10 protein-coding genes are annotated in these 14,522 nt (G+C 59.4%); 5 read left to right on the top strand and 5 right to left on the bottom strand.

Annotation, left to right across the window (positions count from 1 at the left end; translation table 11 throughout):
* Positions 1 to 180: 180 nt before the first annotated feature.
* Both VMY05_04215 and VMY05_04210 read right to left on the bottom strand, forming a co-directional pair.
* On the bottom strand, positions 181 to 369 hold the full coding sequence (locus VMY05_04215; protein HUV30284.1) for a hypothetical protein: 189 nt from the start codon (positions 367 to 369) through the stop codon (positions 181 to 183).
* A gap of 271 nt (positions 370 to 640) precedes the next feature.
* The gene (locus tag VMY05_04210) at positions 641 to 1,612 is read right to left on the bottom strand and encodes a YafY family protein (protein ID HUV30283.1); all 972 of its coding nucleotides are present in this window, start codon (positions 1,610 to 1,612) and stop codon (positions 641 to 643) included.
* A 227-nt stretch (positions 1,613 to 1,839) separates the two neighbouring features.
* Between VMY05_04210 and VMY05_04205 the strand changes: the two genes are divergently transcribed.
* Genes VMY05_04205 through VMY05_04195 form a run of 3 tightly spaced genes read left to right on the top strand, consistent with a single transcriptional unit; the run spans position 1,840 to position 6,959 of the window.
* Positions 1,840 to 3,888, top strand: coding sequence for a hypothetical protein (locus VMY05_04205; GenBank protein HUV30282.1), 2,049 nt, complete (start codon positions 1,840 to 1,842; stop codon positions 3,886 to 3,888).
* Between the two features lie 10 nt (positions 3,889 to 3,898).
* Positions 3,899 to 5,191 carry a DUF5723 family protein gene (locus VMY05_04200; GenBank protein HUV30281.1) on the top strand — a complete coding sequence of 431 codons (1,293 nt, stop codon included), beginning with the start codon at positions 3,899 to 3,901 and terminating at the stop codon, positions 5,189 to 5,191.
* A 13-nt stretch (positions 5,192 to 5,204) separates the two neighbouring features.
* Positions 5,205 to 6,959: a M6 family metalloprotease domain-containing protein gene (locus VMY05_04195; GenBank protein ID HUV30280.1), complete on the top strand. Its 1,755-nt coding sequence runs from the start codon at positions 5,205 to 5,207 to the stop codon at positions 6,957 to 6,959.
* 107 nt (positions 6,960 to 7,066) lie between these two features.
* Here the strand turns inward: VMY05_04195 and VMY05_04190 are convergent, their stop codons facing one another.
* The 3 genes from VMY05_04190 to VMY05_04180 form a co-directional block, all read right to left on the bottom strand.
* Positions 7,067 to 7,273 (bottom strand): zinc-ribbon domain containing protein, encoded by a 207-nt coding sequence (locus VMY05_04190; protein ID HUV30279.1) that lies wholly within the window; start codon positions 7,271 to 7,273, stop codon positions 7,067 to 7,069.
* A gap of 131 nt (positions 7,274 to 7,404) precedes the next feature.
* Positions 7,405 to 9,426 carry a dockerin type I repeat-containing protein gene (locus VMY05_04185; protein ID HUV30278.1) on the bottom strand — a complete coding sequence of 674 codons (2,022 nt, stop codon included), beginning with the start codon at positions 9,424 to 9,426 and terminating at the stop codon, positions 7,405 to 7,407.
* 302 nt (positions 9,427 to 9,728) lie between these two features.
* Positions 9,729 to 11,363 carry a hypothetical protein gene (locus tag VMY05_04180; protein ID HUV30277.1) on the bottom strand — a complete coding sequence of 545 codons (1,635 nt, stop codon included), beginning with the start codon at positions 11,361 to 11,363 and terminating at the stop codon, positions 9,729 to 9,731.
* 153 nt (positions 11,364 to 11,516) lie between these two features.
* On the opposite strand from VMY05_04180, the gene VMY05_04175 reads away from it, so the two are divergent.
* Both VMY05_04175 and VMY05_04170 read left to right on the top strand, forming a co-directional pair.
* Positions 11,517 to 13,256, top strand: coding sequence for an ATPase, T2SS/T4P/T4SS family (locus tag VMY05_04175; GenBank protein ID HUV30276.1), 1,740 nt, complete (start codon positions 11,517 to 11,519; stop codon positions 13,254 to 13,256).
* Positions 13,240 to 14,454, top strand: coding sequence for a type II secretion system F family protein (locus VMY05_04170; protein ID HUV30275.1), 1,215 nt, complete (start codon positions 13,240 to 13,242; stop codon positions 14,452 to 14,454). Before VMY05_04175 ends, VMY05_04170 begins: the two co-directional genes overlap by 17 nt.
* Positions 14,455 to 14,522: the final 68 nt, after the last annotated feature.

Raw genomic sequence — 14,522 nt, 5'->3', positions numbered from 1 at the left:
GTCCGGTCAAAGAGGCCCAACTGGCGGTCAACCCATGAGGCTTTGTCAATGCCGTAGCGAAACTTGTACCGGCACTCGGCCCCGGTACAGGTATGAGGACATCGCCGGGAAACGTATTCAAACGTTTTGCCGCACACCGGGCAAACCGCCGTTTTCCAAGCGAGATCCGGTAGCGAGATGTTACCTCGGCTGGCCAACCTCGTCTTCCTGATGCCGGGTACCGGATGTTATGAGCTCTGCAAGTTCATCCAACAGATCAATTACCCGCGAAAGGCGAGCGGCAATCGCGGCGAGCAAAACTATCCCCAACAGTCCGAGAACGAGGCCAATCGCTCCGGGTGTGCCGAGTGTTTCAAGTATCACGTCCAAGCCGGGACCTCCTTGTGAATCAGCCTCGGCCACCGCCACGGGCGGCCAACCGTAATTACGTACCCATATAACGATCCTCAAATCCCGAAACAAGTGAAAACCTGCCGGTCTTCTTTCAGGACCGTCCGGTTGCGGCACTGTTATCGGGGAGAATGCGCGCAGATGGCGCGGTCGCGCTACAGCGCTGTCAAATAATACGTTACAACGATTTCTGCAAGTAACACACTATAGCCGGACAACCCTGCCTGCTCTCCAAATGCGACGGACAGGACTACGGTTTCCGGCCTTCGGCGGGCCGGTAGGTTGCCGCGAGATACTCGCCGATGGTCAACAATTCTCCCCGCAACTCCTCGGGAGAGACCACTCGGGCCTCGTCACCGAACCCGAGAATCCAGCGCTTGATCTCCTCGAGCCCGTTGACCGTCACGCGGTATCGCACGTGATCGGGGCCAAGCGTCTCTACCACCTCACTGAGATGATGCCTCCCTGATTGCACCACCCGCGCCGCCGAGCCGGTGAACTCGATCACGACCTCAACCGGCTCCCCGCTATACACTTCCCAACTCCCCTCGAAGTAGTCCCTGGGGTTCACGTCGCGCCGGGGACTGAAGCGTTCCTCGGAGAGCGTCATGCCCAGGATGCGGTCAATGCGAAACGTCCGGAACTCCTTTCGCAGGCGACAGTAGGCCACGAAATAAAACGCGCGAGCGCGAAAGACGATAAAGTACGGTTCCACCCGGCGTTCGGTCTCGCCGGACGTGATGGATTGATAGTGCAACTCTATACACCGACTATCCACGATGGCCATCTCGATAAGACGATAATATCTCTGGGCGTTCTGCTCCGACTGGGATACCGGAATCTCGATATGAGTCGTTTGGACGGCGGTTTGTCGCTGCTGCCTGACAGACTGGGAGAGACCCGCGTCGACCTTCCCCCTGATCCGTTTGAGAACGTTCGTGTAACGATCAGCCCTGGCCAGCGGGGATGACTCCAGAGCCAGTTTCAGAGACGTGTATTCCTCGAAATCGAAGTTCAGCGGGGGCAGGAAATTATCGCTGGCCAGTTTGTAGCCCCGGTCGAAGTAGATCGGAACGTTGGCTTCCGACAGGCTCAGAATGTCACGATAGATGGACCGTTCGGTAACGCCGCATTCCTGCGCAAGGCGGGCGGCATTCAGGTTTCTGCGAGACCGCAGCAGGTTGAGAATGTGCAGGAGTCGATCGTACTTCGGCATACCCATAGAGTTTGCTCCCTGAGACCAATATACGGCTTGAGTGATTCCTCGGTCAATATGGGGTTGTTCCAATAGGTTTGCCGCCGGCAGCCCCCCGGTTCGCCCGGACCGACCTCGCTCGAGGTTCGCAACCTACAGTCAACCAACGAGATACCAGTCTGCGGCCGCCGGGCACCCCCTTTGCATCAGGAACTGACCGGTAAGGAAGGAACAACGCCGCCAAGGAGTACATGATGGCACGGAAGAAGAAGCGATCCAGAACCGCCGACTCCCAGGAATTCCTCGATTCCCGTCTGTTCAGACTCGGAACCAGATTGGCTCTCGCGCTGGGCGTAGTTGTCGTCTTTCTCACCCTGGCCCAGTGCACGATCAAGAAACCCGAGTCACCGCAGTGGACCACGGTTCTGACGGTGCCGCTCATAAATCGGACTTATCCGATGGACGAGATTGTCCAGCGTATCGGCGACGACGGCGTACAGATCGAAGGTGACAGCAACGTGACCTACACGATCACGGAGGAAGTTGACACGATTCGTCTCGACGAGGCGGAGCTTTCCATCGCCGACATCGATACCACAACGTCACGGTCACTGGGGATTATCGATATCGACGCGCCATCGCTGGCCCCGGTGACGATCGGATTTGACCAGATCGCCTCGCTCCCGCTCGGCATCGTGCCGCCATCGAGCTTCACGGTCGTCAACGACATGGCGGCGATCACAAGCTTTTCAACGGCGACCATCGCCGGCGGCCGGATGTACGTCGTGGTTGACAACAACCTGGGAGTGGATCTCGACACCGTCAGGGTCGACCTGTACGACATGGCCGTTCCGAGTTCGCCGGCCCTGGTGGGCTCGGAGGCGTTTCCCTCGGGCATCGCCGACGGCGTCACCGACTCCGTCCTGTTCATTCTCGACGGTCAGACGATTTCCAACACGCTGCGCATCTCTTCGACGTGCCACACGCCCGGCGGCACCGTACTCACGACAGCGGACAAGGATATCACCACCGCCGTAAGCTTCGACGGCCAACTGGGGCTGAATTCGGCCACCGACGCCGAGGTGCCGTCGCTTTCACTCAGCGACACCACGAAAGTCCAGCTCGGAGCGGACGGTACCACCGTTGAGATCCACCATGCCGCGATTCAGAGTGGAAGCCTGCAGATCATCCTGACCAACAACACGCCCCTGGCGGCGACCGTGACATGCGAACTCCCGGACCTCGTCTCCGGCGGCCAGCCGCTGCAGGTCCAGAGGTTGGTGCAAGCCGTTGGTACGCAGGTCGCAATCCTCGATATCTCGTCGTACGAACTGGTTCCCTCGGACCTTTCGGCGCCACAGGAGGTTGACCTGATATTCTCGGCCGTGACGGCCGGTGGGCGCGTGGACATCAACCAGAACCAGGCTTTCGGTGTCTCCACCACCCTTTCGTCCGTCTCCTTCGCCTCGGTGACAGGTATTTTCTCGCCGAAGCAGGTCGACGTCGGCTCCACGCAGCAGGACATCGACGTTCCCAGCGGCTTTGACGGTTTCGAACTGGCTACGGTGGTGCTGACGGTCCGGATCGAAAACGCCGTTCAACTGCCCGGCACCCTCGACGTCCAGCTGACGGGCGATAACGGCAGAGTCCTCATTATCAACGGCCCGGTCGCGGCGGGCACCGCCGACTCGTCCGTCACGAGCTTCATTATCAATGACTCGGCGTCCTCATTCCTGAGCCCTATCCCGAGCCAGGTAACCGTAACGGGCACGGCGCAGTTCGCGGACGGCGTATCGACGGGCACCTTGCAAGTCGGTGATTTCGTTCACGCCACGCTGAGCTTTTACGCGCCACTGGAGATGGTGGTCACCGGCTCGACTATCGAAACGGACATTCAGGATGAGCAAATCGACGTTGACAACATCGACCTGGTTACCGAGCACGTCGAGCGGGCGACATTCGTCTACCAGATCACGAACTCACTTCCGCTGGGCGTTACCGCCAACGTCTACCTCAGCCGGACCTCGGACGTTTCGCCGGCCGGCTACGATCTGGACATATCCGACCTCTCGGTCGGGGCGGCACCCCACCTGGGCGGCGTGTCGATCGGCAGTTCGGAGATTGTCGACACGGTCGTGCTGACCGACGAGGACGTCCAGATTCTGAACACCGATTCCCTGTACATTCTCACGCAGCTGGTGCTCGAGGATTCGGGCGGCCAGGTAGTGAAGCTGACTCCGGACAACGCCATCACGATCATGGGACGCGTCGAGGTGGAATACCTCTTTGACGGAAGTTTCTAGGGCGGCGGTCATGAGAAAGCTCACGAAAAGCAGCAGGATAACTGTCAGAACAAAGGTGGCAGCCGTGAAACACATGATACTAGCGGTCCTTGTGACGATAACCGCGACGGCGTCGGTTGCCGCCGGCGGACAGTCCTCGGCAAGAAGCGTCGCCATGGCCGGAGCGTATTCGGCGCTGGCGGAAGGTGTCGATGCTTCCCGGCACAACCCGGCCAACCTGGGCCTGAACGACTACCGCCGCACCGGCGTGGAACTGTTCGGACTCGGGGCCAGCATCGTCAACAACGCCTTCACGCTCGGCGATTACAACAAGTACACGGGCGCCCTTCTCACCGGCAGCGACAAGAATGACATCCTCTCGTGCATTCCGGACGAGGGGCTGAAGTTGTCGGGCAAAGTCGAGGCCTCGGTTCTTTCGGCAACGTACCGCAATTTCGGCTTTGTCGTGACCGGGGTGGGGGCCGCGGACGTCAACCTGAGCAGGGACATATTTGAGCTGGTCCTGAACGGCAATGCCTTCGCCGACACCATCGACGTCATCGGCTCCTACTCGGAAGCCGTGAGCTACGTGTCGATCGGCTTTTCCTATGGAACCCCCGTGTACAGTGCCGGGACGCGCCAGTTGGCGCTCGGCGCCGGTGTCAAGTACTTGCGGGGGATCGCGATCGAAGAAGTAACCGACCTGGAAGGCCTTATCTCGACTGAGGCCACCGGCTTCGAGGGCGAGGGACGAATGACCGCCCGAACCGCGTCGGGCGGCACCGGGTACGCCTTTGACGTCGGCGCCTCGCTGAAGCTGAACGACAGCTACACGGTCGGTATCGCCGTCACGAACATCCTCAGTCACATCAGTTGGAACAAGGACGCCCAGGAGCACGGGTACCTGTTCGCCTTCGACACCATGACCATCGACAACGTGGATGAAGACTACGTGGTGTCGGACGAGTACTCCAGACCCGTCGAGAGTTTCTCCACGGCTCTTCCGGCCGTCATGACGGTCGGGGTGGCTAAGCGATCTCGTTCGGTGAACTGGGCGGTCGACTGGGAACAGGGCCTGAGCAGGGGCGCCGGTGCGTCAACCAGGCCGCGGCTGTGCCTGGGGGCCGAATGGTGGCCGATCACGGCTATACCGGTCCGGACCGGCTGCAGCGCCGGCGGCGGAAAAAGCCTGGCTTTTTCGTTCGGCTCCGGCGTCCGTCTGGCATCCTTCTATTTTGACTACGCCCTCGTCAGCGGCACCGCCTTCTCGGGGTATTCCGCCAAGGGGCTGAACCTCGCCATCTCAACCGGCATCCAATTTTAGGAGGGGACCGATCATGACGACCGCACACCGCTATAAATATGCCGGAAGGAGATACCTGTGGATCACGGTGCTTGCCGCCACAGCTGTGCTCGCCGGTACCCTGGCCGCCATGCCCCCCCACCCCAGCATCGTGGAAAAGGCGGGTGAGCGCGCAGATGCATTCCAGGCCGGCCTTTCCATCATGAAGGACGCGCGGGCCGCGGGCGTCTGTGCTCCCGATGACTTTTTCCTGAAATTCCTGAGAAATCCCGGCCGGGCCGGCCTCTCCCCGGACGCCGCGAGTTTCAGAGTGCTGGCGCTCCTGGTCGATTTCTCCGACAACGCGGCCTCCGTGGCAACAACCTTCTTCGACTCGCTCGTCTACGACTCCGTCGCCAACACCGTTCGAGATTACTTCGACGAGATCTCGTACGGTCAGATTGACCTCGTGACCGTCAATCTGCCGTCGACGGTCGGCTGGAGCCGCGCACCGCAGACGTATGCTTACTACGTGAACGGCGAGAGAGGCGTTGGCCCGACCAGCTACCCGAACAACTCGCAGGGACTGGTCGACGATCTGATCAACCTGGTTGACCCGATGGTTGATTTCAGCCCGTACGACAACGACGGCGACGGCTACGTGGATGTGCTGCTGGTGATTCACGCCGGCACGGGAGCTGAAATTTCCGACTCCAATGACGACATGCACTCGCACAAGTGGTCCTTACCCAGCCCACGCCCGAAGGACGGTGTATACGTGTACACGTACACGGTCCAGCCGGAGTTCTGGCTTTCCCCGGGAGACATGACCATCGGCGTCTACGCCCACGAGTTGTGTCACGGGTTCGGCCTGCCCGACCTGTACGATACGGATTACTCCTCGAACGGCATCGGCAACTGGGGCCTGATGTCCTTTGGAAGCTGGAACGGCCCCCTCGGACTGGGCGGCTCGCCCGCCCATCCGTCGGCCTACAGCCGCGTCAGGATGGGGCTCGCCACCACCGTGGACCTAACGTCCAACCGGGTTGGTGAAGCCATGACTGCCGTCGAGAACGGGGGCACCATATACCGGCTAAAGATTGTCGACAGTCGTCCCGGCGAGTATTTCCTGGTCGAGAACCGGCAGCGCGTGGGCTACGACACCTACCTGCCGTCGGACGGTCTGCTGATCTGGCACGTCGATTCGACCAAACCCGGGAACACCCAGGAATGGTGGCCCGGGCAACTGCCGTCCGAGCATTACCTTGTGGCACTTGAGCAGGCCGACGGCCTGTACGAACTGGAACAGTCGGACCTCTACGGCGATGCGGGCGACAACGGTGATCCCTTCCCCGGCTCGTCCAACCGTACCTCGTTCAACGCCGGGACGCTCCCGAACACGGATTCGTATACCGGGGGCAGTTCCATCACTGCCGTGAACAACATTTCCCCCTCGGGCGCCACGATGTTTGCCGACTTGATCGTCAGCTCCACAGCCGGCATAGGCGGCGAGGAGGAAGACCAGATCCCCATTTCCGTCGAGCTTGCGCAGAACTACCCGAACCCGTTCAACCCGACGACGACAATTGAGTTCTCCACCGATCCCGGGACCAGGGCGCAGTTGAACGTATACAACGTCCTGGGACAGAAGATCATGACGCTCTATGACGGGGACACGGAACCCGGGATCACGACCGTTCAGTGGGACGCAACCGACGCACAGGGTAGCGAATTTTCGTCCGGCATCTACTTCTATAAGCTGACAGTCGGAGAAACAACCAGGACCAAGAAGATGGTGCTGGTCAGGTAGCCATCACTCCTTACCCTCGGAATCAGAGTGACTCCTCGTGAGGACCCACCCCGACGGAAAAGGCCCGGTCGGAAGTCCGGGCTTTTTCCGAGAATAGAGTAACTGTGTTAGTACTTTGCGTCTAAGGGCGAGAAGCTGCTGTGGTTCTGCTGGCTGCGCTGCAGCTTCTTATACTTCATGTGACAGGACTTACAGCGCTTGGGATCCTCGGTGTACCCCCGTTCGGCAAAGTACTCTTGGGCGGCCGCAGTGAATACGAACTCTTCCTTGCACTCACTACAGATAAGAACACGCGGTTCAAATCCGCTCTGCATTGCATCCCCTCTCTACCGCCGGGAAACATCGTCCTTGATGTTTCCGCCAACGATACTCTGTAGATTATTCTGCTATAAATAGGCCCGACGGCAGAGCCTGTCAAGTAAAAAAACTGCGCGTACTTGCGGAGTCAGAAGGGGTTACACGGGCACGGCGTGCCGTCCACGAACAAGTACCGAATCATGGCCGTGAGATCCCCCACGTCCACGTCACCCAGGCAGTCGAAGTCGCCCGCCTGGGCGACCGGCACGGGATCCGGGCCGGATATGAACAGGTATCTGATGAGATACGTCAGGTCGCCCACGTCCACCAAGCCGTCGAAATTCACGTCGCCGCGCTGAAGGCTGGTGATGGCCAGGAGATCCTGCTGGTGGAACACGTTAGGGTCGTTTTTCGACACGACTTTGAAGTGCAGAGTGGAACTCTGGCCCAGCGGTGTACCCATCGGCGGATGAACGGGAATCGGCACGACTACGCTGTCTCCAGCCGACACGAACCGGTCGACGGTATCGGGCGTGATCCAGCCGGCCTCGTCCCAGGATATGATGTCGAATACGTCGTTCACGGGAGCAGTGTTGTATACCTGGTACTCAAAATCGCGGGCGGCGCCTGAATACACCGCGCCGTCGGTGGTCAGCACCACCGAGGAACAGGCAAAGTCGCCGAACAGCTCCGCCCTGTAAAGGAACGATTCCTGCAATGAGTACTCCGACACGTTCACGCCGACGAGGGTCACGGTCTGATACGAATCGAAATCATACACGTCGATTGTCCCGGCCTCGGTGGACGGATCCAGGACCATTTTCTCGACCTCGTGCTGGTCGTCGGCCAGTGACTTGATGATGTACGCCGCCCAGTCCCGACTGTTGGCACCGTCGAACTCGATGCGCAGATTACCCTCGAACGTACCGGGAAGGAACCGAATATAGCACGCGCTGTAGCCTTCCGAAGGCGTCGGCGAGGTTTGCATGTACATGGGATACGAACTGTGGGTAGCCCCGATGGCCATCAGCGGATACGTGGACGCCTCTTCGTGGTGCAGCCCGTCGTCCCGATAGCCGGTGATGTAATTCCAGGTGGCGAATTCCCCGAACGCCGAGTCCGCCGTCCAGCCATAGTTGGCCTGGAGGGAATCGGAGAGAGCCTGGAAAACATCATCGTACCGGGCACCCTCCCATGTCGAGACCATCAGTGACGTGTCAAATCGCTGCGCTACGTACAGCCCCCATATGAAGGACGCGTACGAGTGCATGGAGAATTCCATCAGTGACGATCCCGGGTAATCGAAGAATTCCGGGAGATAGTTGAGGTTGTCGTTGGTGTTGTCGAACACGATGTCTTCCATGTACGTCGCGTCCACCTCCATGAACCATCCCGACGCCCAGCCGTTGTAAGCATACTGAACGGCATGGTGGAATTCGTGCGCCACGGTCACCTTCGCGGCGCCCGCCTGGTTGCCCTCGGGGTCGGTGTTGGGAGGAAAACCGATGAAATTCCGATGCACGACGATATAGCTGACAAGGTCGTCCCACGGCTCCGGACCGTCGGCCTCGCCGACCGTGTACCCGTAGTAACCCATCTCTTTAAAGTACACGTCGTATTTGTCATCACCACCTTCGGTGTCCGCCGGAGGCAGAAGATAGCCAAGCTCCACGTGCTTCTGAAGCGTCGTATCGCAGTACGACGCGCACCGCTCGATGTAGTCCGGGACCCCGTCACCGTCATTGTCCGCCGTGGGCACGGCCTGTGCACCCTCCGTATCGTAGTGCAGTTTGAAGAAGCCGGAGGGAGAATCGAACGTAAACGCTCTGATCGGCCGGTCGAGGGCTGCCGAGACAATCGACTGCGCCGCTGGTGAAAGCTGATCCCAGTTGCGCCGGATTTCGAGAATGACCAGGGTCGCGCCGCGCAGGTCCGGCCTGCCGCCGGTGACGTCCAGGTCCCTGTATTCCGGCGGGAGTTGCGACGGATCGGTGATGGCGGTGATCTGCAATATCGCCTTCTCGTCCAGGCTGATAGTTCCCTTCTCGTAGTCGGCCGCAATAGCCGCGAGGCGATCGGCGGGCCCGCCCTCCCCGGCTTGCACCGGTGTCACTGGTGCCGCGAGGGCCGTGCTCAAAGCAATGGCGCAAAAAAGATGTCTCAGTGTCATTCCAACTCCGGTTGTGTTTTGCCGCTACCCTGTGTATCGGCCCCTCCGAACAGATCTCGAACCAATGATCTGCTCACTGATACTCTAACATACACGAGCAGTTCCGCGGTTCCGCGCTAAACGTGCAAGTACCAAAAATAAGACCGGCCTCCGGCCCATTGCTTGAGCGTTGCCCGCAATACCCGGGGGCGTGGATTTTACGAATGGCCTTCAAGCAGCCGGGCGAAACCTGCAAGTACACTTCTAATATATTGCACGCCAACAGGTTGTCAAGCAAAATTGCGGCCCAACGGCCCCGCTTGCTAAAAATACTGACCGGTCCCGAAAGCCAGTTGCCAGCGATTGTCCTGTCCATAGGCAAAATCTATCCTGATCAACTCCGTTTTCGTATATCGCTCCATGGATACCCGCAGGCCGAGACCGGCACTGCGGTGGAAGTCCCTGAACCTGAACGGCTCGCCGACGTCCCAGGTCCGCCCGAGGTCAAGAAAGACCACTCCCCCGATCAGTACCGAAAGGATCTCCACTCCAGGGTAGAATCGTCCCGCGAAGTTGAACAGCAGCAGCCGATCTCCGGTTGAGAAATAGGTATCGAAACCGCGCAGACCGCTCTTGCCGCCCAGGACCACGCCGGCGGCCGGATCATCGCGCCAGTCCGAGCGATAAAGGCCACGAAAAACGCCCGTAACAAAGGGGAAATGCGTGTTGTACGCCGCCGCCACAAAACTGGATGTCTGCCGGATATTGCGGTCACCCTTGAACCAGAACGAGCGAATGTAACCCAGCCTTACAATACTGGATCCAAATCTCCGCACAAATAGACCGTCCAGGGTGAACCCGTCGTACAAGTAGCCGCTGAAGCCAGGAGCAAACGCCCGGGCGTAGCTCAGCCTGACCGACTGTTCGACGGTGATGTCTTCAGGATAGTAAAAGCCGTTGATGCGGTTGACGACGATGAAGTCGCGATCCATCAGACCCGCCGAAAGCTGAATCCTGTGGTAAACTGAATCGTCCGGAAACACCACGTCGGAGGCGTAGGCAGGAGCCAGAAGGACCCGGTCGGACGTCGTTTGATAAACGTAATCGTAGTCCAGCCCCAGCTCCGCTTTCTGGTGATAGCCACCCCATCGATAGTACATCTGCGTCGACGCGACGTCAACCTGTCGCTGCCACTCGGCTATTCTAAGGGTGTCCCGGTACACGTCACTCCTGCCCCCGTTGTCAGCCACGCCGAACATCAGGGAAAAGTGCTGCCGGAGGTCATAGAACGGCCGCCCTATCGAGACGCTGCGAATTTCGTTCCTGGGGTCGTCGTCGTAGACGGCGCTGATTTGCAGCGGTTTGCCCCAGAACCTCGTGTTGGCAAACCGCACCCTCAGGTAGTCCTCGTCGTTTTCCTGGAAAAAGTAGTCGAACGCCAGGAACTGGTTGTAGCCGAGGAAATTCCGCTCTTCCAGACCCATTTCGTAGTCGGTCTCGTTGCCCTCCCGTTCAATCCGGAAGCTGCCCAGCAGGCTCCATTGATCACGCGTGACGACCCTCACAGCGATGTGTCCGGGCCGGGTCGGCCTGGTTTCTATCCGGGCGTCGTTGAAGGCCAGCCGCGTCCGGAGATTGCGGGCCGTCTCCTTGGCTGCCTCCAGAGAATACGGCTCTCCGACCGCAAAGAGCAGTTCCCTCCTTATCACACTGGCCCGGGTAACGTAATGCAGGCGGTTGGCGGTGCTGGACAGGAAACCGTTCAGACCGGAGCCGGAATAGTCATTGATGTTCCGGTTGTCAATGATGATGCTGTCGATGATTTTCCCCTGGGCCGCAGGATCGCCCCAGCCGGTCCAGGTGCCGCCGTCACTGGTTCCACCCGACGCCCCGGCGGGCCCGAAAAGGGCAAGCGCCAGAAGGACTGCCGCCCCGGCCGCCGCCCTCATGAGGAACAAGGGGTGTATACTTCCGGCATCTGCCAACTCGCCCGTCAAATGGCCCAGCGTCTGTATCCTCTCGGTTGGCCGGCATGGACGCGCCCGTCTCAAGGAAAAATCTGAAAACGCCGACAATATAATGACTCCGAATAAACCGTAGAAACTCGCGCCATGGCAAGAAAGAAAATCGGTGACCTGCTCGTAGAACGCGGCTATATCACGCCGCAACAGCTCAAAGAGAGTCTCCAGGCACAACAAACCACCGACAAACGCCTGGGAGAAATCCTCGTCGAAAAGCAGTACGTAACCGAGGAGCAGGTGACTGAGTGCGCCTCGGAACGCCTGTCAATTCCCCGCGTCTCGCTCAAAATGATGGTTATCGACCCGAACGTTATCCAGCGCCTGCCCGTCGAGGTGGCCCGCCGGTACACGCTCATCCCGATTTTCGCCATCGGCAACACCCTCACGCTCGCCATGGCTGACCCGCTTAACATCCTGGCCCTCGAGGAAATCCGCTACCTCACCGGCGCCGAAATCAAGCGCGCCATCGCCACCACCACCGAAATCAAAGAAGCTATCAACCAGTATTACTCGGTGGCCGATTCTCTGGGCGAAATCATGGAGACCGAAAGTGAGAACCAGAACCTGATCGGCGCCAAGGCGGCCGACCGCGACGGGTCGACCGAAGTGGAAACGCCGGTCATGAAGCTGGTCAGCCTGATAATCGCCAAGGCGGTCAGGGCGCGGGCCAGCGATATCCACGTTGAACCGGACGAAAACACGGTGCGCATCCGTTTCCGCATCAACGGCGTCATGCGCGAGGAAGCGTCACCTCCCAAGTCGGTCCAGAGGGAAATTATCTCGCGCATAAAGGTCGCTGCCAATATGGACGTGTCCGAGCAACGACTCCCCCAAGACGGACGCCTGATGACGACCGTGGACAACCTGCCCATAGACCTGCGCGTGTCCACCCTGCCGACCATCCACGGCGAAAAGATCGTGATACGAATACTGGACCGACGGAACCTGAGCCTGACGTTCGGCGATCTCGGCTTCAACACCGCCATCACCAATGCCTGGCAGAACGTCATCCACAAGCCGGAGGGTCTCATTCTCATATCGGGCCCGACCTCGAGCGGCAAAACGTCAACGCTGTATGCGACGTTGCGGGTTATCAACAGCATCGAGAAGAACATCATCACGGTCGAAGATCCGGTGGAGTATTCCCTGCCCCTTATCAATCAGATGCAGATAAATGAAAAGGCCGGCCTGACGTTCCCGTCGACTTTGCGGTCAATCCTGCGACAGAATCCGGACATTATCATGATTGGAGAGATTCGCGACGCCGAGACGGCCCAGATGGCCATCCGCTCGGCGCTGACCGGCCACCTGGTATTCTCCACCATCCACACCAACGACGCTCCGTCGGCAATTACGCGCCTAATCGACATGGGCATCGAAAACTATCTGCTGGCCTCGGCGCTCAAGGGAGTGCTGGCCCAGCGTCTGGTGCGTGTAAACTGCCCGCAGTGCCTGGTCAGCTACCAGCCGTCGGACACCCTGCTCAATCGCGCCGGGATAGGCGAGATCTCCGGCACAGTCGACTTTCGCCGGACCAACGGCTGTACGCACTGTAAGGGGACCGGATTCACGGGCCTGACGGGTATTTTCGAGTTCGTGAATATCACCGCCCAGATTACCGAGATGATTCTGGACAACGCGTCCCCCGCCCGAATCCGAGAGACCGCCCGCCTCCAGGGATACACACCCCTGTTCGAGGCGGGCCTCGAGAAGCTGCGCGACGGCACGCTGTGCCTAGAAGAACTGCTCAAGGAAACGTCGAATATCGAGGACTACTTCCACTCCCAGCGCCGGATAGCCGCGGGTGAGCCCAATGCCAGACCGGTATAAGTACAAAGCCGTTTCCGAGACCGGCGAGCACACCAGCGGAATCATCAGCGCTCCCGGAATCGAGCAGGTCGAAGAGCACCTGCGCAAGAGACGCCTCCTGCCCGTCCGGATCAAGGCCCTCGGAGAAAAGAAACCCTTCCCCCTTTTCGGCCTTCAGCGCGATGCCGATTACGAGCGGCTTATCATGTTCACCACCAGCCTGTCCACCATGCACCGGGCGGGCATCCCGATCCTTCGGGCTCTCTCGGTCATCCACGTGGGCAAACCGGGCAGCCGCCTTCAGTACATCGTCGATCGCATTCAGGAGCAAGTGCGTTCGGGACGGCTCATCTCCGAGGCGATGGCCAACTACAGTGACGTGTTCTCGCCGGTATATACGGCCAGCGTGGCAGCAGGAGAAGAATCGGGGCGGCTGGAACATACCCTCGACGAGCTTGCGGAAATGCTCGAGCGACAACTGGAGCTTAACCGGCATATCAAGACGGCCGTCAGGTACCCGCTCATCGTCGTCGGCGTGATTTTCGCAGCCTTCTTCGTGCTGATGAACTTCGTCATCCCCCGGTTTGTCAGTTTCTACTCTTCGTTTGACGCCGAGTTGCCCTGGGCGACAAAGGTTATCATAGCGATCAGCAACTTTGTTTCCGGCTACTGGCCGCTGATCCTGGCCGGCGCAGCCGTTCTGGCTGTCGGTTTCAAGAAATTCATCGATACACCCAACGGCCGCAGGCAGTACGACCGGTTACTCCTCCGACTTCCGGTCCTGGGCGACCTGACCATCAAAGGAAACGTCGCTCGCTTTTGCCTGATGTTCCGGATACTCTTCAAGTCCGGGCTGCCGCTGGTGCAATCGCTCTCCATTCTTTCAGGCACGGTCAAGAATACGATCATCGGGCAGGAGATTACGCGGCTCGAGGAGTTGTTCCGCCGCGGGAGAGACATCGAATCACTTCGCGGCGACTTTGAGTACTTTCCCGCCGAGGCACTGCAGATGCTGGCGGTCGGCCTGGAATCAGGCAACCTGGAACGGATGCTCAGGGAGCTGGCTAATCACTACTCTCGACAGGTGCTCTACACTTCGCGGCACCTGACGTCCATTATCGAGCCGGCCCTTACACTGGTAATGGCCGTCTTCGTCCTGATCCTGGCCCTGGCAATCTTCCTGCCGATGTGGAACCTGATCACGGTGTTCAGCGGCTAGGTGTGTAAAGAATGACCTCTCCTTTTCCGACAATAAGATAGAGAGAACGCATACTTCCCAGGAGGTAC

The organism is Acidobacteriota bacterium, from assembly GCA_035529075.1.
GTDB lineage: Bacteria > Zixibacteria > MSB-5A5 > GN15 > FEB-12 > DATKXK01.
Note: the sequence above shows the minus strand (reverse complement) of the source record. Positions and strands in the feature narration are given on the sequence as shown.

Bases quoted from the DNA above. Each gene is read 5' to 3' on its own strand.
- VMY05_04205 (HUV30282.1), top strand. From the start codon at position 1,840: ATGGCACGGAAGAAGAAGCGATCCAGAACCGCCGACTCCCAGGAATTC.
- VMY05_04195 (HUV30280.1), top strand. From the start codon at position 5,205: ATGACGACCGCACACCGCTATAAATATGCCGGAAGGAGATACCTGTGG.
- VMY05_04185 (HUV30278.1), bottom strand. From the start codon at position 9,426: ATGACACTGAGACATCTTTTTTGCGCCATTGCTTTGAGCACGGCCCTC.
- VMY05_04210 (HUV30283.1), bottom strand. From the start codon at position 1,612: ATGGGTATGCCGAAGTACGATCGACTCCTGCACATTCTCAACCTGCTG.
- VMY05_04190 (HUV30279.1), bottom strand. From the start codon at position 7,273: ATGCAGAGCGGATTTGAACCGCGTGTTCTTATCTGTAGTGAGTGCAAG.
- VMY05_04170 (HUV30275.1), top strand. From the start codon at position 13,240: ATGCCAGACCGGTATAAGTACAAAGCCGTTTCCGAGACCGGCGAGCAC.
- VMY05_04175 (HUV30276.1), top strand. From the start codon at position 11,517: ATGGCAAGAAAGAAAATCGGTGACCTGCTCGTAGAACGCGGCTATATC.
- VMY05_04200 (HUV30281.1), top strand. From the start codon at position 3,899: ATGAGAAAGCTCACGAAAAGCAGCAGGATAACTGTCAGAACAAAGGTG.